Here is a 21,383-nt window from a genome sequence, read left to right as displayed (position 1 = left end):
GTTCTACCTCAACCGATCCGCTCTTTACGACCGAGCACACCCTGCGGCCGGAAGAGCAGCACGCCGATGAGCACGATCAGGGCCACCGCGTACCGCAGGTCGGGTGGGATGACGATGGTCGACAACTCCGTGATGATGCCGATGATGAGCGATCCGACGAGGGCGCCGAACGCGCTGCCGAGACCGCCGAGGGTGACCGCCGCGAACAGCAGCAGCAGGATGGCGAAGCCCATGTCCCACGTGACGCCGCGGTAGAGGCCGTACAGCACGCCGGACAGACCCGTGAGGGCGCCCGCGAGCACCCAGACGATCCGGATCACGCGGTCGACGTTGATTCCCGACGCCGCGGCGAGCGAGGCGTTGTCGCTGACGGCGCGGGTGGCCTTGCCGATACGGGTGCGGGTCAGGAAGTACGCCACGAGAGCGAGCATCACGACGCTGATGCCCATGCTGATGATCGAGGTGAGGGTGACCGTCACCGGGCCGATCGTGACGTTGTCGGTGATGCCGGTGTCGATGTTGCGCGTGCCGCCGTCGAAGAAGTACAGGTACAGGTAACGCAGGACGATCGAGAGGCCGATCGTCACGATGAGCACCTGGACGAGACCGACCCCGCGTTTGCGCAGAGGTTTGAACAGCACGGCATCCTGCGTCCATCCCAGCGCCGCCGAGAGGGCGACCGTCAGGAGGATCGCGAGGAGGATGTTCCACCCCATCGCCGTGAAGACGTAGAAGATGATCGCGCCGAAGGTGAGCATCTCGCCGTGGGCGAAGTTGTTCACGCCCGTCGTGCCGAAGATGAGCGAGATGCCGATCGCGGCGAGCGCCAGGAGCAGGCCGAAGTTGAGGCCGTAGAAGAAGCGCGAGAAGAGCGTGTCCCAGATGGAGCCCGCGGCGGCCGTGCCCTCACCGGTGGGGAAGAGCACGTTGACCGTGTTGGTCGTGCCGATCGTCACGTCGCGCGTGACGTTGTCGGGATCGCGCGGGGCGACGCCGTCGGGGAGGGTGTCGACCTGCAGGGTCGCCGTGTAGGCGCCCGGCCCGGGGACCGCGACCGCCCAGCGACCGTCGGTGCCCGTGGTGCCGATCTCCGAGAAGCCGGAGCCCTCGACACTGATCTCGACTCCCTCGACCGGCTCGTCGCCGGCGCGGATGATGCCGCCGATCGTGTACTGGGTCGAGACGTCGCCCGTCCCCGCCGAGGCGGCGGGAGTGGGGGCGGTCGTCGTCTGGGCGTGGGCGGGTGACGCGAGGAAAAGGCTCAGGACGGCGATCGTGCTCGCGAAGAGCGCGACGATCACGGCCAGTCGGGATATGGTGCGCGATCGTATCGCGGTGGGGGAGGAATGACCCACGGAGTCTCCAGTTCGGCAGCGCTGACGAAGTCGTCCCGTCAGCTTCGACGGTCGACGCTACGAGCGTAATGTGTCGACGGTGTTTCGCGGAGCGGGTCGTTAGCGAACCGTGTCATGGGCCCTGCGCGCAGCGGCCAGCCCTCCGGGAACATTTCGGGCCGCTTCGACGCTTTAGAATTCCAGGCGGAGCGCTTCCCGGGCGCCCCGGCCGACGTCGTCCTTTTTTCGAGCAGGCGCCGCGCGCGCAGGAGGATCCATGGAGCAGCACGACCCCTTCGGTTTCATCGGACTGACCTACGACGATGTCCTGCTCCTGCCGGGGCACACCGACGTCATCCCGAGCGAGGCCGACACGTCGTCGCGGCTCACGCGCCGCATCACGGTGGCCACTCCTCTGCTCTCGAGCGCGATGGACACCGTGACCGAGGCGCGCATGGCGATCGCGATCGCGCGTCAGGGCGGTATCGGCATCGTGCACCGCAACCTCTCGATCGAGGACCAGGCCGGCATCGTCGACCAGGTCAAGCGCAGCGAGTCGGGCATGGTCTCCAACCCCATCACCACCAACCCGGATGCCACGGTGGCCGAGGTCGACGCGATGTGCGCGCAGTACCGCATCTCGGGCCTTCCCGTGGTCGACCCCGACGGCGTGCTCGTCGGCATCATCACCAACCGCGACATGCGCTTCGTCTCAGGCTTCGAACGTCAGACGACCAAGGTCAAAGACGTGATGACCAAAGAGGGTCTGATCACCGGGCACGTCGGCATCCACGCCAACGACGTGATCGCGACGTTCGCGAAGCACCGCGTCGAGAAGCTGCCGCTCGTCGACGAGGACGGCAAGCTCGCCGGCCTCATCACCATCAAGGACTTCGACAAGAGCGAGAAGTACCCCCTCGCCACCAAGGACGACCACGGGCGCCTCCGCGTCGGCGCGGCGATCGGCTTCTTCGGTGACGCGTGGCAGCGCGCCGAGGCTCTGCGCGACGCGGGCGTCGACGTGCTCGTCGTCGACACGGCCAACGGCCAGTCCGCCGGCGTCATCGACATCGTCTCGCGTCTCAAGGCCGACGCCTCGTTCGACCACATCGACGTCATCGGCGGCAACGTCGCGACCCGCGAGGGCGCTCAGGCCCTCATCGACGCCGGAGTGGATGCCGTGAAGGTGGGCGTCGGACCGGGCTCGATCTGCACGACCCGCGTGGTCGCCGGTGTCGGCGTGCCCCAGGTCACGGCGATCTACGAGGCCGCCAAGGCCGCGATCCCCGCGGGCGTTCCCGTGATCGCCGACGGCGGTCTGCAGTACTCGGGCGACATCGCCAAGGCGCTCGTCGCCGGTGCCGACACCGTCATGCTCGGCTCGCTCCTGGCCGGGACCGACGAGTCGCCCGGCGAGATCGTCTTCCAGGGCGGCAAGCAGTTCAAGCAGTACCGCGGCATGGGCTCGCTCGGTGCCCTGCAGACCCGCGGCAAGAAGACGTCGTACTCGAAGGACCGCTACTTCCAGGCCGACGTCCCCAGCGACGACAAGCTCATCCCCGAGGGGATCGAGGGTCAGGTGCCCTACCGCGGCCCGGTCTCCGCGGTGGCGTACCAGCTCATCGGCGGCCTGCGGCAGTCCATGTTCTACGTCGGTGCGCGCACCGTCGAGGAGCTCAAGGCCAAGGGCAAGTTCGTGCGCATCACCTCGGCGGGCCTGAAGGAATCGCACCCCCACGACGTGCAGATCGTCGTCGAGGCGCCGAACTACAAGAAGTAACGCAGCGATGTGAGAAGGGCCGGGCAGGCGACTGCCCGGCCCTTCGTCGTCCTCGAGCACGCGGATACGCTGTGCGCATGATCAGGCGGAGGAGTCACCCCGAGGCATCCGTGTCGACGCGGCGCGCCGAGGCGTTCACCGACGGGGTGTTCGCCATCGCGGCGACTCTCTTGGTGCTGGGGCTGACGGATCAGTCGCTGGGCACCGTTCGCACCGATGACGATCTGGTCGCGGGGCTCCTGGGGCTGACGCACCCCCTCTTCTCGTTCGTCATCAGCTTCCTCATCCTGTGCGTGATGTGGATGACGCACGTGCGCCAGTTCGAATGGATCGTGCGCATCGACGATGCGGGCATGTGGATCAACAACGTCCGGCTGCTGTTGATCGTGCTGGTGCCGTTCACCTCGTCTCTCGACACTACGTACAGCGACTTCCTGCTCGGCAGGGTGCTGCTCCCGGTCAACTTCTTCCTCGCCATCGTGCTCGGCTGGCTGCAGTGGGTCTGGGCGGTGCGCTCCGGCGCCATCGTGGACATGTCGCCCGCCGACGCCCGTCGGTTGGGGCGGGCGAGTGTCAGCGCGGTCGTGATCAGCGGGACGGCGATGCTCCTCAGTCCGTGGCTCGGCTCCATCGGCTTCCTGCTCTTCGCCCTCGACGGGCCGCTCACGCGGCTGCTCCGCGGTGCCGATTCGCCGTCGTCGCCGCCGTCGGTCGCTTCTCGCGACGGTGGAGGATCCGGCGGGGATGTCGGAGGGCGCGGGTAGGCTGGTCGGGTGACCATGGAGATCGACCTCGGCCGCGCCAAGCGCGCCCGCCGCGCCTACACCTTCGACGACATTGCCGTCGTGCCGTCGCGGCGCACGCGCAACCCCGAAGACGTCTCGACCGCGTGGACCATCGACGCGTTCCCGTTCGAGATCCCGGTGCTGGGCGCGCCCATGGACTCCGTGGTCAGCCCGCGTACGGCGATCGAGCTGGGCCGTCTCGGCGGTCTCGGCGTGCTCGACCTCGAGGGTCTGTGGACGCGATACGACGACCCCGAGCCGCTGCTCGCCGAGATCGCGACCCTCCCCGAGGCCGATGCGACCCGCCGCATGCAGGAGCTCTACTCCGAGCCGATCAAGCCCGAGCTCGTGCGCGATCGTCTCGCCGAGGTGCGCGCCGCGGGCGTCACCGTCGCCGGTGCGCTCACCCCGCAGCGCACGCACGACCTCTACGAGACCGTCGTCGCCGCGGGTGTCGATCTCTTCGTGATCCGCGGTACGACCGTGTCGGCGGAGCACGTCTCGAGCGTCGCCGAGCCGCTCAACCTCAAGAAGTTCATCTACGACCTCGACGTGCCCGTGATCGTCGGCGGCGCTGCCACCTACACCGCAGCCCTCCACCTCATGCGCACGGGAGCCGCCGGCGTGCTCGTCGGATTCGGCGGGGGAGCGGCGTCCACCACGCGTGCGACGCTCGGCCTGCACGCGCCGATGGCCACCGCCGTCGCCGACGTCGCCGGCGCTCGTCGCGACTACCTCGACGAGTCGGGCGGACGCTACGTCCACGTGATCGCCGACGGCGGCGTGGGTACCTCGGGCGACATCGTGAAGGCCCTCGCCATGGGTGCGGATGCCGTCATGCTCGGTGTCGCGCTCGCGCGAGCGACCGACGCTCCCGGCCGCGGGTTCCACTGGGGCCCCGAGGCGCACCACGCCAAGCTGCCGCGCGGTCGCCGGGTCGCGGTGGATCGCGTCGGCCCGCTCGAGCAGATCCTGTACGGCCCCGCGCCCGTCGCCGACGGCACCGCGAACCTCATCGGCGCGCTGAAGAAGTCGATGGCCACCACCGGGTACTCCGACCTCAAGGAGTTCCAGCGCGTCGAGGTCGTCGTCGCCCCCTACGGCCACTGACGCCGGAGCACGCATGACGTCCACCCCCGCGACCGCCCCCGCGCCGCCCCAGGTCTTCCCGCCCACGCTGCGGGAGGTCATGCTGCGGCCGCGGTGGATCGCGCTGCTGGCGTTCTCCCTCGTGGTCGCCGGAGCCCTCGCGTGGCTCGGGCAGTGGCAGCTCGGTCGCGCCGTCGACACGTCTCCGCCCGAGCCGGGGCAGACCGAGGTGGTGCGTCCGCTCGACGACGTCGTGCAGCCGGGCGACTACCTGCCCGAGCCGCTCGTGGGACAGCGGGTCGAGGTGAGCGGCACGTGGGTGGCATCCGACTTCATCGTCGTGTCGTCGCGCTTCAACGACGACGTCGAAGGCTATTGGGTGACGGGCCAGCTGCGGGTCGCCGGTGCGGCCGAGCCGACCTCGATCGCCGTGGCGACCGGGTGGACGAGCGATCCCGCCCAGGCGGATGCCGCCGCCGCGCAGCTGCAGGCCGAGGTCGAGGCCGACCCGAGCGCGGTGGTCGAGGTGACCGGACGCCTGATCTCCGACGAGGGTCCGTCGGTCCCGCCCGCCGGTGCCGACCCGCAGACGCTGGTGAAGATGTCACCGGCCATGCTGCTCGGGCGCTGGCACGACACGACCGGGCTGGACGTCTACCGGCAGTACATCGCGTCGCAGACGGCGATCGGCCCGCTCGACGCCATCTCGTCGCCGGCACCCGACGAGCGCTCCCGCGTCAACTGGCTGAACATCTTCTACGCCGCCGAGTGGGCGGTCTTCGCCGGCTTCGCGCTGTACCTCTGGTACCGCCTCGCGCGTGACGCGTGGGAGAAGGAAGTGGAAGATCTTGAGGACGAACAGTTCGAGGGCGAACAGCCCCGGCCGCTCGCGGCAGAACCCGCGGAATCCCGCGACTAGACTGGCATCCATGCCCCGCGCCCCGAAGCTCGCCTCGTTCCCGGCGATCCGCGGAGCCCTGAAGTTCTACCAGATCTGCTCGATCATCACCGGTGTCGGCCTGCTGCTGCTGGTCGCCGAGATGATCCTGAAGTACACGCCCATTCACGTGGAGCTGTTCCTCGGCGGATCCGGTGGCTTCCTGTGGTTCGCGGATGCCGTCCCCGGCCCCGACTGCCAGTGGTTCTCGCTGTTCGTGCCCGGCGGCAGCGGCTGCGAGATCCTCTCCACGGGCGACGGCGTGAACGTGTCGCTCGCGATCCTCGTCGCGCACGGCTGGTTCTACGTCGTCTACCTCTTCTCGTGCTTCCGCGTGTGGAGCCTGATGCGGTGGCCGTTCCGTCGGTTCGTCTTCCTCGCCCTCGGTGGCGTGGTGCCGTTCCTCTCCTTCATCCTCGAGGTGCGCACCGCCCGCGGCGTGCGCGCCTACCTCGCCGAGCGCGAGGCCGACCCGGCCTCCGCTCCCGTCTCCGCCCCGGAGGGCACCCGGTGACCGAACAGACCGAAACGTCCCAGCGTCCCGTCCTCGTCGTCGACTTCGGCGCCCAGTACGCGCAGCTGATCGCCCGCCGCGTCCGCGAGGCCGGCGTCTACAGCGAGATCGTGCCGCACACCGCCTCGGCGCAGGAGATCGCGGCCAAGAACCCCGTCGGCATCATCCTGTCGGGCGGTCCGTCGTCGGTGTACGAAGACGGGGCTCCGAGCCTCGACCTCGACGTGTTCGACCTCGACGTGCCCACGCTCGGCATCTGCTACGGCTTCCAGGTCATGGCGAAGGCGCTCGGCGGTGAGGTGGCGAACACGGGTCTGCGCGAGTACGGCGCGACCGACGCCACCGTGGTCACCGAAGGGATGCTGCTGCAGGGCCAGCCCGCCGAGCAGAACGTCTGGATGAGCCACGGCGACCAGGTCTCGCGCGCTCCCGAGGGCTTCGAGGTGCTCGCGCGCACCGCTCACACGCCCGTCGCCGCCTTCGCGAACGACACCCGCCGCATGTACGGCGTGCAGTGGCATCCCGAGGTCAAGCACTCCGACCACGGCCAGAACGTGCTCGAGAACTTCCTGCACAAGGCCGCTGGCCTACCCGCCGACTGGAACAGCGGCAACGTCATCGCCGAGCAGGTCGCGCGCATCCGCGAGCAGGTCGGCACCGGCCGCGTGATCTCGGCCCTCTCGGGCGGCGTCGACTCCGCCGTGTCGACCGCGCTCGTGCACGAAGCCGTCGGCGACCAGCTCATCGCCGTGTTCGTCGACCACGGACTGCTCCGCAAGGGCGAGCGCGAGCAGGTCGAGAACGACTACGTCGCCTCCACCGGCGTGAAGCTCATCACCGTCGACGCGCGCGAGACGTTCCTGAACGCCCTCGCCGGTGTCAGCGACCCCGAGCAGAAGCGCAAGATCATCGGCCGCGAATTTATCCGCGCGTTCGAGAAGGTGCAGTCCGACCTCGTCGCCGAGGCCAAGGCCGAGGGCGAGCAGGTGCGGTTCCTCGTGCAGGGCACGCTCTACCCCGACGTCGTCGAATCGGGTGGGGGCGCCGGCACGGCGAACATCAAGAGCCACCACAACGTCGGCGGCCTCCCCGAAGACCTGCAGTTCGAGCTCGTCGAGCCGCTGCGCACCCTCTTCAAAGACGAGGTGCGCGCGATCGGCCGCGAGCTCGGCCTGCCCGAAGCGATCGTCGGCCGTCAGCCCTTTCCGGGGCCCGGTCTTGGCATCCGCATCGTGGGCGAGGTCACCGCTGACCGTCTCGAGATCCTGCGTGAGGCCGACGCCATCGCGCGCGCCGAGCTGACCAAGGCCGGTCTCGACGACGAGATCTGGCAGTGCCCCGTCGTGCTGCTCGCCGACGTGCGCTCGGTGGGCGTGCAGGGCGACGGCCGCACCTACGGCCACCCCATCGTGCTGCGGCCGGTGTCGTCGGAGGACGCCATGACCGCGGACTGGACGCGCCTGCCCTACGACGTGCTGTCGAAGATCTCCAACCGCATCACCAACGAGGTGCGCGACGTGAACCGCGTCGTGCTCGACGTGACGTCGAAGCCGCCGGGGACGATCGAATGGGAGTGAGCCGGGCTGTCGGTCGCGACGAACGTCGCTGCTGACTCCCGGCTACGTGACACGCCCTCCTGAGTCGAGAGCGGGGCCCCCACCCCGATCGACTCAGGAGGGCGTGTCACTTCGCCTCTCGTTCGCTGCGGCGTGCACGCTCCGCCGGTCGGGCCGGGAGGTACGGGCGCGGGCCCCTACCCCGATCGACTCGGCTGACGTGGATTGGGGCGTCGTTCTCGCCCTGGGGCGTCATCTTCGCGCCCAGAACGACGGATCGCGCCCCAAACCCGGGACGTGCGCGCGCAAGCAGTGCGCGCAGCGGGAGTGCCGTCGCTGGTGGGGGAGGATGGGGGCGTGAGTGACGCCGAGTTCCCCGACGCCTGGTACCTCATCCTGTCGAGCAGGCTCATCCCCGACCTCGACGGGGGGTACACGATCTCCACCCTCGCCCGCGCGCGTCAGATGGCGGATGCCGGAGCGCCACCGCTGCTGCTGACCGTCGACCCCGGAACCGCCGACGCCCACGCCGCGCACCGCCGGACGTTCGTCGAGCGGGGCGCCGCGTCGGCATCCGGGATCTTCCGCAACCTCTTCGACGAGGCCGGCGCGCCCGACGGGGGAGCGGCGGGGTGGCTGCGCGAGGCGGCGCACGAGGGGGAGGCCGACCCGGCGCTCGAGTACCGCGACGTCGCCGGCGGCGCGGTTTCGCTGCCGAACGTGATCGACCCCGACTGGCACCTGAGCACGGCGCCGATCGTGATCCGGGATGCCGCGGGCGATCCCGTCGGGGTGATCGACGGGTTCGGAGCCCTCTACCGTGCGTGGCTCACGCACCTCGCGGCGCAGCTGCGCGCAAAGACTCCGCGTCCCGTCGTGATCATCTGCGAGTCGCGTCAGCTCGGGGAACTCGTCGTCGGGTGGGGCGACGACGACGTGCGGATCGTGCACACGGTTCACACGATCCATCTCGAGGCCCCCTACCGCCCCGACTCCGCCCTGAACGCGCTCTGGACGCGCTGGTTCGAGATCGCCCCGCGCTTCGACGCAGTGCTGTGGCCGACCGCGCAGCAGCGCGACGACGTGCGCGAACGCTTCGGCACCGCAGCGCACGACCTCGTCGCCCCGCACGCCGTCCGCGCCCCGGCGGCGGCCGTGCCCGTGACGCAGCGCGACCCGGACCTGGTCGTGGTGCTGGGGCGGCTGGCTCCGGGCAAACGTCTTCCCGCGGCCGTCCGCGCGTTCGCGCGCGTGGTTTCGCAGGTGCCGACGGCGCGCCTCGAGCTCTGGGGGGCCGGGGCGCAACGGAGCGAACTCGAGGCCCTCATCGCCGAGCGGGAGCTGACGCACGCCGTCTCGCTCCCGGGCCTCACGAACGATCCCGGGGCCGTGCTCGACCACGCGGCGGTCTACCTCACGACCTCGGCGTTCGAGGGGCAGGGCCTCGCCCTCGCCGAAGCGCTCGCGCACGGGACCCCCGTGGTGGCCTACGACATCCGGTACGGTCCGCGCGACATGCTGGCCGCGGGTGGCGGCATCCTGGTTCCCGACGACGATGAGGACGCTCTCGTCACCGCCCTCGTCCGGGTGCTGACGGATGCCGAGACGCGCGAGCGACTGTCGACGGAAGCGGTGAGCGCGGCGGCGACCCTCAGTCCCGCGCGGGCGATGCAGACGCTGGCCGCCGCGTGCGGCGAGGTGCTCTCGCGCCCGCGCCGCCGCTGAGGTCAGGCGCGCGCGGCTCCGCGGACGGCGCTCACGGCGGCTGCGGGGGAGCCGCGGAACGCCGGTCCATGGCCGGGGAGGACCCAGTCGGCATCCAAGTCGGCGATGCGCGCGAGCGAGGCGAGTGCCTCGGCGGGGTCGTCCGTGAAGGGGGCGGGGCCGGGTCCGGTGCGGCCGGTGAGCACGTGTCGGGTCGTCAGGGCATCGCCGACGAACACGGCGCGGACCGCGGGGGAGAAGAGCGCGATGCTCCCCGGCGAGTGCCCCGGCATCGCCACGACGCGCGGCGCTCCGGGCAGGTCGAGCGTCGTGTCCTCGTTAAGGCGGACCACCTCGGTCAGCCACTGCGGCCGCATTCCCTTGCGGATGCCGAACGCGGCGAAGCGCAGCAGTGGTCCGAGTCGCATCGGCCCCACCGCGGTCTTCGGCTTGTCTCCGCCCTGTGCGCGGTCGGCGTCGGCCGCGTGGACGAAGACGGGGATGCCGTGGTCTCGGCGCAGGCGCTCCGCGAAGCCGACGTGGTCGCTGTCGCCGTGGGTGAGCACGACGCCTTTGATGTCGTGGATCGGGCGGCCGATGGCATCCAGTTCGCGCTCGAGGTCGGCGTACATGCCGGGGAGGCCGGCGTCGATGAGCGTGAGGCCCTCGGGCGCGACGATGAGGTACGCGGCGACGATGTCGTTGCCGATGCGGTGCAGTGCGGGGCTGAGTTCCATGGGCCTTCTCCTGACGATGGCTACGAGTGTTAGCCATGATAGCTTATTTGCGTAGCCATGAGGAGGGGTCGTGCCGACACCGGAGAGAACGTCGATCGAGCAGATCGTCGACGCGGCGACCCGTCTGCTCGAACAGGGGGGTCCCGCGGCGGTCACGATGCAGGCCGTCGCGACCGCGGTCGGCGTGCGCGCCCCATCGCTGTACAAGCGCCTGCGCGATCGCGAGGCCCTGCTGGGGCTCGTCGGGGAGGCCGCCGCCATCGATCTCACGGACCGCCTGGAGGCGGCATCCGGTCGGCTCGACGAGGCGCTCCTCGCCTTCCGTCGCTTCGGACGCGAGCGGCCCGAGGCGTTCCGGCTGCTGTTCGCGAGCATCGTGGATGCCGATCGGCTCGCCGCGACCAGCGCGCCGGTGCTGCGCGCCACCGAGGCCGCGGTGGGCCCGGAGCACGCACTCGACGCCGCTCGGCTGCTGACGGCCTGGGCGACGGGGTTCGTCACGATGGAGCTCGCCGGAGCCTTCCGCCTCGGCGGCGATCTCGACGAGGCCTACCGCTACGGCATGGCCCACCTGGTGGGTTCCCTGGAGAGGGCTCAGGAGCCCGAGCGGCCGGCCCAGGGGTCGTAGTCGGCGATCAGCTGCTCCTGCGCCGGGCGCTCGGCATCCGGGACGTGCTGCAGGTTCACGCGCACGCGGTACCAGAGCGAACTCGAGCCGCGCATCCCGTCGACCAGCACGTCCGCCGGGTGCAGAGCGGCGCCGGCCTCGGGATGCCGTGCCTTCCAGGTCTCGAGGGCGTCGAGCGCCTCGGGCTTGGTCTTGGTGCGCGCGACCTCGATGAGCGGCATCGTCGATGCCCGGCGGCCCGAGCCGTCGGAGCCGCGGGGAGGCTTCTCGGCGGGTCCGAGCGCCTTCGCCAGAGCCAGGAGGGCGTCGAGGGAGCCGGCCGCGTCGTCGATTCCGGCGTGCGGGTCGCTGATGGCGGCGAAGCGTTCGGGCACGGTCAGGACGGTGAACTCCTCGGGGCGTCGGCTCCGGACCTCGTCCCACGTGAGGGGCGCGGAGACCCGGGCGTCGGGCAGGGGACGGATCGAGTACGCCGAGGCGACGGTGCGGTCCTTGGCGTTCTGGTTGAAGTCGACGAAGACGCTCTCGCCGCGCTCCTCCTTCCACCAGCGGGCGGTCGCCAGCCCCGGTGCGCGGTTCTCGACCTCGCGCGCGAGGGTCTCGGCCGCCAGGCGGACGTCGGCGTACTCCCACTCGGGGCGGATGCGCACGAGGATGTGCAGTCCGCGCGAGCCCGAGGTCTTCGGCCAGCCCACGAGACCGTGATCGTGCAGCACCTCGCGCGCGATGAACGCGACGTCGACGATCTGCGTCCAGTCGACTCCCGGCATGGGGTCGAGGTCGACGCGGAGCTCGTCGGGGTGGTCGAGGTCCTCCGCGCGGATCGGGTGCGGATTGAGGTCGAGACAGCCGAGGTTGACGACCCACGCCAGGCCCGCGGCATCCCGGATGACGGTCTCCTCCGCCGAGGTGCCGGAGGCGTAGCGGAGCGTCGCGGTGTCGATGAACGCGGGATGCTTCTCCGGGACGCGCTTCTGGAAGAACGGCTCCTGATCGAGGCCCTTCGAGAAGCGCTTCAGAACCATGGGTCGTCCGCCCGCTCCCCGCAGCGCCCCCTCGGCGACAGAGAGGTAGTACCGCACGAGGTCGAGTTTCGTCAGACCGGGCTCGGGAAACACGACGCGGTCCGGGCTGGTGACGCGCACCTCGTGTCCGTCGACGTCGAGGATCTCGGCCGGGGTCTTGGCGGGGCTCATGCCGCGAGGCTAGCCCCGCGGCATCCGGGAGCCAGACCCCTTGCGACGGGTGTCCCGCGTGAGCACGGGCGGTGCGGTGGCGGTGAACACTCGCCGGGGGAGGGGCGACCGGATGCCGCGGGGTCGCGACGCGAGTGTCCACGACACCCGGATGAGTTCGCGCAACGTCCGGGTGTTGTGGACACTCGTTCGGGAGGCCGGGAGGCCGGAGCCGGCGGAACCGTGGATGCCGAGCCGGGAACGACGAAGGGCCGCCCCGAAACGGGACGGCCCTCCGGAGCAATCAGTGCGTCAGTTGTTGCCGCGCACGATCGCGATGAGGCGCAGGATCTCGACGTAGAGCCACACGACGGTGACCATGATGCCGAAGGCGCCGACCCAGCCGTAGACCCGGGCGGCGCCGTTGCGGACGCCGCGCTGGATCTGGTCGAAGTCGAGCACCAGCGAGTACGCGGCCATGATCACCACGAACACGCCGATGATGACGCCGAGCGGGATGCCGAAGATCTCGATGCTGCTGCGAAGGCCGAACGCACCGCCGGCGATCGGGACGTTGAACAGCATGAGGCCGAGGTTGACCAGGCTGAACACGAGGTAGCCGACCATCGCGATCATGAAGATCTTGGTGGCACGGGCCGACGCGCGGATCTTGCCGCTCGCGAAGAGGGCGAGGGTCACACCGACGACCGAGAGGGTGCCGAGCGTCGCCTGCAGGACGATGCCCGGGAAGATGAACTCGAAGAACGCCGAGATTCCGCCGACGAACAGGCCCTCGAACGCCGCGTAGGCGACGAAGACGGGGACGGAGGGCTTCTTCTTGAACGTCGCGACCATGGCCAGCACGAAACCGACGAGGCCACCGACGATCATCGGAGCGGCGCTCGGGTTCGGGTTGGCGGCGCTGACGCCGGCCATCGACCAGATCCAGCCGACGACGGCGGTCACGACGAGGATGCCGAAGAGCGCCAGGGTCTTCATGACGGTGTCTTCGACCGTCATGCGGCCGGTGTCGACGGCGCTCGCCGACGGAGCGGCGTAGGCGCCTTCGATCGAGGCGGCGGCGGCGGGGTCGACGGCCGGGGGCGGGCTGTAGCGCGTCTGAGCGCCACCGGCTCGAGGGTCCTGGAACGCCGGGTTGTTGAATGCCGGGTTATTGAGGGCCACGGGAACTCACACTCCAAAGATGGTGATCACAGCACCGTGCTGTCAGACAACACTAGCCGAGGGGGCCGCGAGAATCCTTGTGGTGACTGGGATTCTGCTTTGAGCGGACCCCTTGTTCACCCGCCCTCGCTACCGTGACGGGGTGCCTGTCGTGATCGGTCATCGCGGTGCCCCCGGATACCTCCCGGAGCATTCCCGCTCCTCCTACCTGCGGGCGATCGCGGCGGGGGTGGATGCCGTCGAACCCGACGTGGTTCCCTCGAGGGACGGCGTGCTCGTGGTGCGGCACGAGAACGAGATCTCCGGGACCACCGACGTCGCGGCCCGCCGCGAATTCGCTGTCCGCCGCACGTCGAAGGTCGTCGACGGAGAGCGGCTGACCGGCTGGTTCACCGAGGACTTCACGTGGGCGGAGCTGCAGACCCTGCGCTGCCGCGAACGGATCCCCGCGATCCGACCGACGAGCGCCGCGCACGACGGCAGTGATCCGGTGCTGCGCCTGCGCGAGGTCCTCGACCTCGCGCGGGAGGGTGGCGTCGGGGTCGTCCTCGAGGTCAAACACGCCGCGGCCTTCTCCCGCCTCGGGTTCGACATGGCCGAGCTCGTCGCGAGCGAGCTGCGCGAGAGTGGATGGGCGGATGCCGGTGACGCGCTGGTCATCGAGTCGTTCGAGCCCCTCGTGCTGGCGCGGCTGCGGGAGCGCGGCATCCGGGTTCCGCTCGTGCAGCTGATCGAGTCGGACGGGGCCCCGTGGGACCTGCGCGAACGCGACGGTTCCGACGCCGCGACCTACGCCTCGATGCTGACGGGGTCGGGGCTGGACGCGCTCGCCGAGGCCGTCGAGGGGATCAGCCCCGACAAGAGGCTCGTGCTCGCGCCCGACCGGTGGGGGAGGGCCACGGGTCCGGCCCGTCTGGTCGGCGAGGCGCAGGAGCGCGGGCTAAGGGTATTCACGTGGACCTGCCGCCCCGAGAACGCGTTCCTCCTCCCCGCGTATCGCCGCGGGGGCGGGAAGGCCGCCTTCGGCGACTACCGCGGGGAGTGGACCGTGCTGCGCGACGCGGGTCTCGATGGCGTGTTCGTCGACCATCCCGACCTGGGCGTGGAGTTCTTCGGCACCGTGCAGAACACCTGATCTCCGGGCGTGGTCCGACGAGGCCGCCACGTCGTGACGCGGGTGGGACCGCGGCCGGGTTCCGTTCCTCCGGAGTTCTGCTCGCCGGCGTCGCCCGAAGGCCGGGACGTGCGGCGCGCAACCCCGCCGACCGGTCGGCTGCGTCGCGCGAGGATGACGTCATGACGGTAGACGTGACGGTGGTCGGCGGCGGCATCTCGGGGCTCGCGTGCGCGCGGGCGGTGCAGGATGCCGGGCGGTCGGTGCGCGTGCTCGATCGCGGTCGACGCGTGGGCGGGCGCCTCTCGAGCCGCACGATCGACGGTCGTGCGGTCGACCTCGGTGCCTCGTACTTCGTCGTCGGCGAGGCGGAGGGCTTCGCCCACGTCGTGGCCGACTGGGAGGAGCGGGAGCTGGCGCGCCCCTGGACCGACACGTTCCAGGTGATCCAGCCCGACGGCTCGCAGACCCCCAAGCCCGGGCCCATGCGGTGGGCCGCTCCGCTCGGACTGCGCTCGCTCGCGCTCGATCTCGCCGAGGGACTCGACGTCGAGACGGAACGCGTCGTCGAGAGCGTCGGACCCTTCCGCGTCGATGGGGACGAGGCCGGCGAGGTGGTGCTGGCGATGCCCGCGCCGCAGGCCGCGCGCCTGACCGGGGAGGCACCCGGCGGGGAGCAGGAGTGGGAGCCCGTGATCGCCGTGGTGCTGCGCTGGGACGAACGGCGGTGGGATGCCGACCTGCACGGCGCGTTCGCCGCCGACGACGCCGACGTGTCGTTCCTCGCCGACGACGGCGACCGTCGCGGCGACGGTGCGCCCGTGCTCGTGGTGCACACGACGGCGGCTCGCGCGCGCCGGCACCTCGACGACCCCGATGCGGCGATCGCTCCCGTGGTGGCCGCGACCAAACGCCTGTTGCGGATCGACGACGACCCCGTCGCCACGCGCGCCCACCGGTGGACCTTCGCCCGCCCGGCCGAGGCGACGGGGCGCCCGTTCTTCCGTTCGCCCGGGCTGTCGGCCTGCGGTGACGCGTGGGGCGAGAGCGCAGCGGTGCGCACCGCATGGACCTCGGGCGATGCCCTCGGGCGGGCGCTCGCGGCATCCTGAGGTCGCGGCCCGGCGCGGTCTTCTCGGCATGGGGGACGCCGCAAGGCGCGGCGACGTCGTCACCGCGCCTCGAAGGTCGTCTTCGGAGGGAACGCGTCAGGCGTGGCCCTCGGCGGCGGGGAAGCCGGGGTCGTCGGCGGGGGCGGAGTCGCCCTCGACGGCGTCACCGGTGCGGTCGTCGAGGTGAACGTGCTCTTCGGCCTCGGCGGCGTCTTCGCGGACCTCGTCGGTGACGGCATCCGTGGGGGCCGCGGAGTCGGCGTGGGCGTCGTCGGAGTGACGGGTGGGGATGTCAGGAGTGCTCATGTGCTCCACGGTGCTCCTCGGCGTCGCGACGGCGTACCGGCTTGACACGACGCTCTGCGGGCGACGTGGGGTGACGATGACGATCGGCCCCGGAGCCGATGCGCCCGAGCGCGCCGCCCCGGGGGAGCGGGGCTGTCGCTCTACTCACCGGCATCCGGGATCGACGGTTGCGCGGCCGGCCAGGCGGGGAGGGGGTCGTCGAACGTCGCCCAGGCCGAGGGGCCCGCAGCCAGTTCGTCGTCGGTGAGCGCGGCCTGATCGAGCACGTGTGCCAGGCGCGGCGCCGACATGTCGAGGCCCGTGAAGACGATCTCCTGGCCGAGGCCCATGCGGCCGTCGTCGGTGCCGAGCGGTTCGATCCACATGGCCGAGCCGACGTGTTCCCACCGCGCCAGGATGCCCGGACGCGACGCGAGGCGGCAGAACCCCGCCGAGCGGACGAGACGACCGGCGGCCCCCTCGTCGAGCCGGTCGAGCGCCGCCGAGAGCCGCTCCGGGTGGAAGGGGCGCACCTGCTCGTACGCGAGCGTGGCGACGCGGTTGTCGCGCATGTACGGGTCGTGCGCGCCGTTGAGGGCGCGCACCCAGCCGGCGCGCTCGAGCAGCTCGCCCTCGTGGGTGGCCGGCGAGCGGAGGTCGCTCAGCGGATCGCGGGACAAGCGCACGACGGCGCTCGGATTCAGGTGCGAGGCCAGGGCCATCTGCACCGCGAGGGCGGGCGTGGGGACCTGCTCCCAGTTGATCCAGACGATCCGCGTCGCCAGCTCCAGGGCCAGCGCGGCCTGCCGGGCGCGCGCTCCCACGTCGCCGCGGGTGTCGCCGGGCTTCGCGGATGCCACCAGCGCGGCTTCGTCGAGGAGGTCGCCGATCATGTGGCGGGCGTCGACGAGGCACACCGCTTCGACATCGGCGCCACCGCGCGCGACGATCGCGTGGATCAGGTCGACGTCGGTGCCGAGATCGACGACCGGATGCTCGTCCGAGGCGCGGGGCCGCGGTGCCGGCAGGGCGTGGGCGGAGCGCAGGTCGGCGAAGCGCAGCAGGTGGAGGGGACGCTCCAGGGCGACCGCGGTGCGCTCGGCGTAGGCGCGACGTTCCGGGGCGCACACGCCCATGATGGCGATCGTGCGGGGCATGGCATCCACCTCTCGGTTGTCTCGGCTCACGGGACACTCTAGCCTGCTATTGAGAACGGTTATCAAAAGGAGGATGCCATGAAGGTCCGTGCATCGATGAAGTCCCTGAAGAAGCAGCCCGGCGCGCAGGTCGTGCGCCGCCGGGGGCGCGTGTTCGTGATCAACAAGCTCAATCCGCGATTCAAGGGGCGACAGGGGTGATCCGGGGCCCCGCCGCCGCGCGTTCGTAGACTCGGCCGCATGGAGGCGGCGGGGTGGGTCATCGGCATCGCGATCGGGCTGGCGCTCGCCTGGCAGGCCGCGGAGATCGGGCGCGCGGCGTGGCGGCGGCGAGAGGCGAAGAAGATCGAGGATGCCGCCGCGCTCGGGTGGACGCGTTCGCTGCGTCCGCATGACGACGCCTGACTGCGGCGCTCGGCGCGATAACGCGAACGAGAACCGTTCCCGTTTGGGTGAACATATTGCAATGCGTTTATGTATCTGGTTGTGTCGGAGACGTGGACGCGATCGAGGGACTCGACGAGGCCGCTGAACTGTTCAAGGTGCTCGGCAGCGAGTCGCGCCTGGCGCTCGTCTGGTTGCTGAACACCGAGCAGCTCACGGTCGGCGCACTGGCCGCGAAGGCCGGTCTTTCGCAACCGCTGGTGTCTCAGCATCTGCGCACCCTGCGCCAGGCCGGCCTGGTGACCTCGGAGCGCGATGGCAAGGAGATCCGTTACGCCCTCGCCGACCAGCACGTCGCTCACGTCGTGCTCGATGCGATCGCCCACGTCACCGAACCGACCACCCAGGGGAACGAACAATGAGCACTGCCGACACCCACGCCGAACACAGCGTCGAAGAGCACGCGCACGGCGACGACTGCGGCCACCAGAAGATCGAGCACGCCGACCACGTCGACTACGTGCACGGCACTCACCACCACGCGCTGCACGGCGATCACTACGACGAGCACGAGTCGAAGGCGGAGCACTCGCTCGAGGAGCACCGTCACGGCGACGACTGCGGCCACGAGAAGGTCGAGCACGACGACCACGCCGACTACGTGCACGACGGCCACCGTCACGCGCTGCACAGCGACCACTACGACGAGCACTGAGCTCGGTCGGCATCCGCGCGTCACGAGCGCGAGGCGTCGATGAGGGGCCAGTCTTCCCGGTCAGGGGAGGCGGGCCTCCGGTGTCGCGGCGTCAGGCCTGCACGCGGAAAGCCCGACCCTCGAACGCGATCACGTCGCCGACCTGCAGCTGACGCCCGCGACGGCGCTCGATCTCGCCGTTGACCTGCACGTAGCCGTCGATGATCGCCTCTTTGACGTCTCCGCCGGAGTCGAGGACGCCCGCGAACTTCAGGAACGGGCCGAGACGGATCATCTCGCTGCCGATGGAGACGTCCTGAGGTGCGGGGGATGCCATGTGTCCAGCATGGCAGGTGGAGATTCGCGGCGGCGGCTCGGCCGGGAGGAGGAAGCGTCCCCGCTCTGACTCGGGACGACGATGCGGTCATTTCGGGGCGACCGGCGAGGAAGCCCATGCTCGATCTCGGTGCGAGGCGGCCGGGTCGACCCCGGCCGGCGGGTCCGCAGGGGCGGGGCGTGAGACGTGGACGCGACGGCGGGAGTCGAACCCGCCACGCCTTCGGTTATGAGCCGAGGCCCGGGACCGCCCGGATCGCCGCGATGTGCCCCCACGCTAACCCGCACCGCCGGCACGGCGAAGGGTCGTTGCGGAGCGTGACGAGAGGTTTCGCCGTGTGTCGCTCAGCCCCGGCGCCGACCGTCGAGGATCGCCCGCGTCGAGTGCTCGAGGTGCGCGCGGACGGCGTGCTCGGGGTCTCGCAGCGCCTCGGTCACGTAGGCGCGATGCTCCTCGGCCAGGGCGCCGGGCGCGTACGCGGGGCGCACGTGCGTCAGCAGCAGGTGCATCTCGGAGTCGAGGCGGCGGTACTCCTCGGCGATCCGCGGGCTGCCGGCGGCCTCGACGAGAGCGAGGTGCACGCGCGCGTGCGCGGCGAGCGTCGCGGTCCAGTCGCCCGACGCCTCGGCCGTCTCCAAGGCGTCGAGTGCCGAGTCGACACCGGGAGGATGGATGCCGCGGTCGCGGACGATCCGCAGAGCCTCGGTCTCGAGCGCGCACCGCAGCTGCTGCAGCGCGACGAGCGCATCGTCGTCGAGCGACGACACCCGCACGCCGCGGTACGGCTCGGCGGTGGCGAGTCGCTCGGCGGTGAGGCGCGCGAGCGCGGTCCGCGCCGTGTGGCGCGAGACGCCGTAGACGGCGCTGAGCTCCTCCTCGCGCAGGGGCGTACCGGGGGCGAGATCTCCCGACAGGATGCCGGTGCGCACGGCGTCGGCGACGACATCGGCCGTGCGGGGGCCCGGTGCGGGGGCGTCAGGCGCGAGCCGTGGCATCCGGGACCTCCTGGCGTCGGCGAGCGGGGGCGGAGACCACGGCGAGACCCACGGCGATGAGCGCCAGGCCGAGGGCGCTGACCGGTGTCAGCTGTTCGTGCAGCACGAGAAGGCCGAGGAGAGTGGCCGCGAGCGGCTCGGCGAGGGTGAGCGTCGACACGGTCACTGCGCTAAGGCGCGCGAGCCCCCACCCGAAGAGGAGGTAGGCGATCGCGGTGGTGACGACGCCGAGCCAGAGCGCGAGCGCGAGGCCGTCGGGGGTGAGCAACCAGCCCGTGCCCGCGAAGAGCAGGACCGGGACGCTCGCGACCGCCGCCACGCCGAACACGGTTCCCATCACGCGCGTGGAGTCCCACCCCCTCTCGATCAGCGCCTTGCCGCACACCGTGTAGAGGGCGTAGGCCATTCCGGCGCCCACCGAGCCGAGCAGTCCGCCGGGGGCGAGGGCGACGGCGCCGCCGGTCACCCCCGACACCAGCACCACCCCCGCGAGGGCGATGGCGGTGGCGAGCATCCAGCGCGGGGAGGGGGCGCGGCGCAGGCGCACGGCATCCACGATCCCCGTCGCGATGGGCGCCGAGCCGAGAGCGACGACCGTGCCGATGGCGACGCCGTTCTCGCGCGTGCCGAGGAAGAACAGCGGCTGATACGCCAGGACACCGATCGCGCCGAGTGTGATGAGCGCGGCGGTCGATGCGCGCGTCCCCGTCGCGGGGCGGGGCGGGGACCGGCGCGCGAGGGCGATGAGACCCAGGATTCCGCCGCCGAGCACGATGCGCGCCGCGCCGACCGCGATGGGCGAGGCGTCGACACCGGCGAGGGCCTGCGCGGTGCCCGTGGTGGAGAAGCACAGCGCGGCGGCGAGGATCGCGAACGCGGGAAGCATGGATGGATTGTTACACAATCCATCGCGCGATCACGACCGGAGGGCCGCCACCATCGAGCGCAGAGCGTGGAGGGCCGCTTCCTGCTCGGCATCCGTCATCCCGCTCAGCATGCGGCGCTCGACGTCGCGGACGGCCGCGCTCGCCGCGCCCAACGCGCGATGGCCTTTCTCCGTCAGGCGTGTCGGCAAGGCCTTCCCGACGGTCGGCGTGTCGGCTCGTTCGACGATCCCCTCGCTCTCGAGCGCCTGCAGGAGCACGTTCATCGACTGGCGCGTGACGAAGGCCCCGCGCGCGAGGTCGGAGTTCGACAGGCCGGGTCGCTGCGCGAGCAGTTCGAGGCAGGAGTAGTGCGTGATCGTCATCCCGAGGGGGCGCAGCACGTCTTCCATGGCTACGCGCAGGGCGCTCGCCGCCTCTTTGAGCAGGTAACCGAGGGAGGTGTCGAGGTGGATCCGCTCTTGCGCCATGTCAGTATTCTGACATACAGTGAGTGTCAGATAACTGACATAGACTAAGGAGCTTACATGCCCGTCACCGGACCCGACTTCATTTCCCTGCAGGTGCGCGACCTCGCCGCCTCCCACGCCTTCTACGAGCGCTACCTCGGTCTCGAGCGTTCGCCCGCGGGCCCGCCCCACGCCGTCGTGTTCACAACCGCGCCGATCGCCTTCGCGCTGCGCGACCTGGCGCCGGGGATCGACCTCACCGGCGTCTCGCAGCCCGGGGTCGGCGTCGCGCTGTGGCTGCACGCCACCGACGTGCAGGCGATCCACGACGCGCTCCTCGCCGGCGGCCACCGCATCGTGATGGATCCGATCGACGGCCCCTTCGGTCGCACCTTCACCTTCGCCGACCCCGACGGCTACCACGTCACTCTCCACGATCGCGGCTGAGCGGCATCCCGGGGTGTCCCCCGGGCGGGGCCCGCCCGGCACGGCGCTCGAGCCCCGGTCGCCCCGAGCGGACGTCCAGCCTGCGCCGGGTAACGTTGGCG

25 protein-coding genes and 1 tRNA gene are annotated in these 21,383 nt (G+C 70.9%); 15 read left to right on the top strand and 11 right to left on the bottom strand.

Translation table 11 applies throughout. The features are described 5' to 3' along the window. Nucleotides 1-8: 8 nt before the first annotated feature. Entirely contained in the window at nt 9-1,301 is a 1,293-nt protein-coding gene (locus tag RWH44_RS02805) for a branched-chain amino acid ABC transporter permease (protein WP_316003399.1), read from the bottom strand. A 310-nt stretch (nt 1,302-1,611) separates the two neighbouring features. Between RWH44_RS02805 and guaB the strand changes: the two genes are divergently transcribed. The 7 genes from guaB to RWH44_RS02770 all read left to right on the top strand — a co-directional run bounded on the left by guaB (nt 1,612) and on the right by RWH44_RS02770 (nt 9,720). Next, a complete protein-coding gene (guaB, locus tag RWH44_RS02800) occupies nt 1,612-3,114 on the top strand; it encodes an IMP dehydrogenase (protein WP_316003398.1) in 1,503 nt (500 codons plus the stop codon). Nucleotides 3,115-3,191: 77 nt separating this feature from the next. Then, nucleotides 3,192-3,878: a TMEM175 family protein gene (locus RWH44_RS02795; protein WP_316003397.1), complete on the top strand. Its 687-nt coding sequence runs from the start codon at nt 3,192-3,194 to the stop codon at nt 3,876-3,878. 15 nt (nt 3,879-3,893) lie between these two features. Next, nucleotides 3,894-5,009 carry a GuaB3 family IMP dehydrogenase-related protein gene (locus RWH44_RS02790; RefSeq protein WP_136587223.1) on the top strand — a complete coding sequence of 372 codons (1,116 nt, stop codon included), beginning with the start codon at nt 3,894-3,896 and terminating at the stop codon, nt 5,007-5,009. Nucleotides 5,010-5,022: 13 nt separating this feature from the next. Next, entirely contained in the window at nt 5,023-5,907 is an 885-nt protein-coding gene (locus tag RWH44_RS02785; protein WP_316003396.1) for an SURF1 family protein, read from the top strand. A gap of 10 nt (nt 5,908-5,917) precedes the next feature. After that, entirely contained in the window at nt 5,918-6,439 is a 522-nt protein-coding gene (locus tag RWH44_RS02780) for a DUF3817 domain-containing protein (protein ID WP_316003395.1), read from the top strand. Further along, nucleotides 6,436-8,016: a glutamine-hydrolyzing GMP synthase gene (gene guaA / locus RWH44_RS02775; protein WP_316003394.1), complete on the top strand. Its 1,581-nt coding sequence runs from the start codon at nt 6,436-6,438 to the stop codon at nt 8,014-8,016. Before RWH44_RS02780 ends, guaA begins: the two co-directional genes overlap by 4 nt. Before the next feature lie 336 nt (nt 8,017-8,352). Then, on the top strand, nt 8,353-9,720 hold the full coding sequence (locus tag RWH44_RS02770; protein ID WP_316003393.1) for a glycosyltransferase: 1,368 nt from the start codon (nt 8,353-8,355) through the stop codon (nt 9,718-9,720). 2 nt (nt 9,721-9,722) lie between these two features. Here the strand turns inward: RWH44_RS02770 and RWH44_RS02765 are convergent, their stop codons facing one another. Further along, complete coding sequence (locus tag RWH44_RS02765) at nt 9,723-10,436, bottom strand: MBL fold metallo-hydrolase (RefSeq protein WP_316003392.1); 714 nt, start codon at nt 10,434-10,436, stop codon at nt 9,723-9,725. A 70-nt stretch (nt 10,437-10,506) separates the two neighbouring features. Between RWH44_RS02765 and RWH44_RS02760 the strand changes: the two genes are divergently transcribed. Continuing rightward, the gene (locus RWH44_RS02760; RefSeq protein ID WP_316003391.1) at nt 10,507-11,064 is read left to right on the top strand and encodes a TetR/AcrR family transcriptional regulator; all 558 of its coding nucleotides are present in this window, start codon (nt 10,507-10,509) and stop codon (nt 11,062-11,064) included. On the opposite strand, the gene ligD is transcribed toward RWH44_RS02760, so the two are convergent. Both ligD and RWH44_RS02750 read right to left on the bottom strand, forming a co-directional pair. Continuing rightward, on the bottom strand, nt 11,031-12,260 hold the full coding sequence (gene ligD, locus RWH44_RS02755; RefSeq protein ID WP_316003390.1) for a non-homologous end-joining DNA ligase: 1,230 nt from the start codon (nt 12,258-12,260) through the stop codon (nt 11,031-11,033). The two genes, RWH44_RS02760 and ligD, sit on opposite strands and share 34 nt — an antisense overlap. Nucleotides 12,261-12,551: 291 nt before the next feature. Continuing rightward, entirely contained in the window at nt 12,552-13,424 is an 873-nt protein-coding gene (locus RWH44_RS02750; protein WP_316003389.1) for a Bax inhibitor-1/YccA family protein, read from the bottom strand. Between the two features lie 142 nt (nt 13,425-13,566). On the opposite strand from RWH44_RS02750, the gene RWH44_RS02745 reads away from it, so the two are divergent. Continuing rightward, nucleotides 13,567-14,559: a glycerophosphodiester phosphodiesterase family protein gene (locus RWH44_RS02745; RefSeq protein ID WP_316003388.1), complete on the top strand. Its 993-nt coding sequence runs from the start codon at nt 13,567-13,569 to the stop codon at nt 14,557-14,559. Between the two features lie 161 nt (nt 14,560-14,720). Further along, entirely contained in the window at nt 14,721-15,650 is a 930-nt protein-coding gene (locus RWH44_RS02740) for an NAD(P)/FAD-dependent oxidoreductase (protein WP_316003387.1), read from the top strand. 96 nt (nt 15,651-15,746) lie between these two features. On the opposite strand, the gene RWH44_RS02735 is transcribed toward RWH44_RS02740, so the two are convergent. Continuing rightward, nucleotides 15,747-15,956, bottom strand: coding sequence for a hypothetical protein (locus tag RWH44_RS02735; RefSeq protein WP_298871406.1), 210 nt, complete (start codon nt 15,954-15,956; stop codon nt 15,747-15,749). Nucleotides 15,957-16,096: 140 nt separating this feature from the next. Beyond that, complete coding sequence (locus RWH44_RS02730; RefSeq protein WP_316003386.1) at nt 16,097-17,122, bottom strand: GTP-binding protein; 1,026 nt, start codon at nt 17,120-17,122, stop codon at nt 16,097-16,099. Nucleotides 17,123-17,170: 48 nt separating this feature from the next. On the opposite strand from RWH44_RS02730, the gene ykgO reads away from it, so the two are divergent. From ykgO to RWH44_RS02710, 4 genes are all read left to right on the top strand, one after another. Then, nucleotides 17,171-17,293, top strand: coding sequence for a type B 50S ribosomal protein L36 (gene ykgO / locus RWH44_RS02725; protein ID WP_298871410.1), 123 nt, complete (start codon nt 17,171-17,173; stop codon nt 17,291-17,293). A 39-nt stretch (nt 17,294-17,332) separates the two neighbouring features. Beyond that, nucleotides 17,333-17,497: a hypothetical protein gene (locus RWH44_RS02720; protein WP_316003385.1), complete on the top strand. Its 165-nt coding sequence runs from the start codon at nt 17,333-17,335 to the stop codon at nt 17,495-17,497. A 92-nt stretch (nt 17,498-17,589) separates the two neighbouring features. Further along, entirely contained in the window at nt 17,590-17,898 is a 309-nt protein-coding gene (locus RWH44_RS02715) for an ArsR/SmtB family transcription factor (RefSeq protein ID WP_316003384.1), read from the top strand. After that, entirely contained in the window at nt 17,895-18,191 is a 297-nt protein-coding gene (locus RWH44_RS02710) for a hypothetical protein (protein ID WP_298871420.1), read from the top strand. Before RWH44_RS02715 ends, RWH44_RS02710 begins: the two co-directional genes overlap by 4 nt. Nucleotides 18,192-18,282: 91 nt before the next feature. Here the strand turns inward: RWH44_RS02710 and RWH44_RS02705 are convergent, their stop codons facing one another. The 5 genes from RWH44_RS02705 to RWH44_RS02685 all read right to left on the bottom strand — a co-directional run bounded on the left by RWH44_RS02705 (nt 18,283) and on the right by RWH44_RS02685 (nt 20,856). Beyond that, a complete protein-coding gene (locus RWH44_RS02705; RefSeq protein WP_298871422.1) occupies nt 18,283-18,507 on the bottom strand; it encodes an RNA-binding S4 domain-containing protein in 225 nt (74 codons plus the stop codon). Between the two features lie 187 nt (nt 18,508-18,694). After that, nucleotides 18,695-18,770: transfer RNA gene (locus tag RWH44_RS02700), tRNA-Met, on the bottom strand. Nucleotides 18,771-18,851: 81 nt separating this feature from the next. Then, a complete protein-coding gene (locus RWH44_RS02695) occupies nt 18,852-19,502 on the bottom strand; it encodes a GntR family transcriptional regulator (protein ID WP_316003383.1) in 651 nt (216 codons plus the stop codon). After that, on the bottom strand, nt 19,483-20,388 hold the full coding sequence (locus RWH44_RS02690) for a DMT family transporter (protein ID WP_316003382.1): 906 nt from the start codon (nt 20,386-20,388) through the stop codon (nt 19,483-19,485). Before RWH44_RS02690 ends, RWH44_RS02695 begins: the two co-directional genes overlap by 20 nt. A gap of 30 nt (nt 20,389-20,418) precedes the next feature. After that, the gene (locus tag RWH44_RS02685; RefSeq protein ID WP_316003381.1) at nt 20,419-20,856 is read right to left on the bottom strand and encodes a MarR family winged helix-turn-helix transcriptional regulator; all 438 of its coding nucleotides are present in this window, start codon (nt 20,854-20,856) and stop codon (nt 20,419-20,421) included. Nucleotides 20,857-20,913: 57 nt separating this feature from the next. Here RWH44_RS02685 and RWH44_RS02680 point away from each other — a divergent pair, with 57 nt between their 5' ends. Further along, nucleotides 20,914-21,282 carry a VOC family protein gene (locus RWH44_RS02680; protein WP_316003380.1) on the top strand — a complete coding sequence of 123 codons (369 nt, stop codon included), beginning with the start codon at nt 20,914-20,916 and terminating at the stop codon, nt 21,280-21,282. Nucleotides 21,283-21,383: the final 101 nt, after the last annotated feature.

Origin of the sequence: Microbacterium phycohabitans, from assembly GCF_032464935.1 — a bacterium.
Taxonomy (GTDB): domain Bacteria; phylum Actinomycetota; class Actinomycetes; order Actinomycetales; family Microbacteriaceae; genus Microbacterium; species Microbacterium phycohabitans.
The sequence above is the reverse complement of the archived record's forward strand: the minus strand, read 5'-3'. Positions and strand labels throughout refer to the sequence as shown.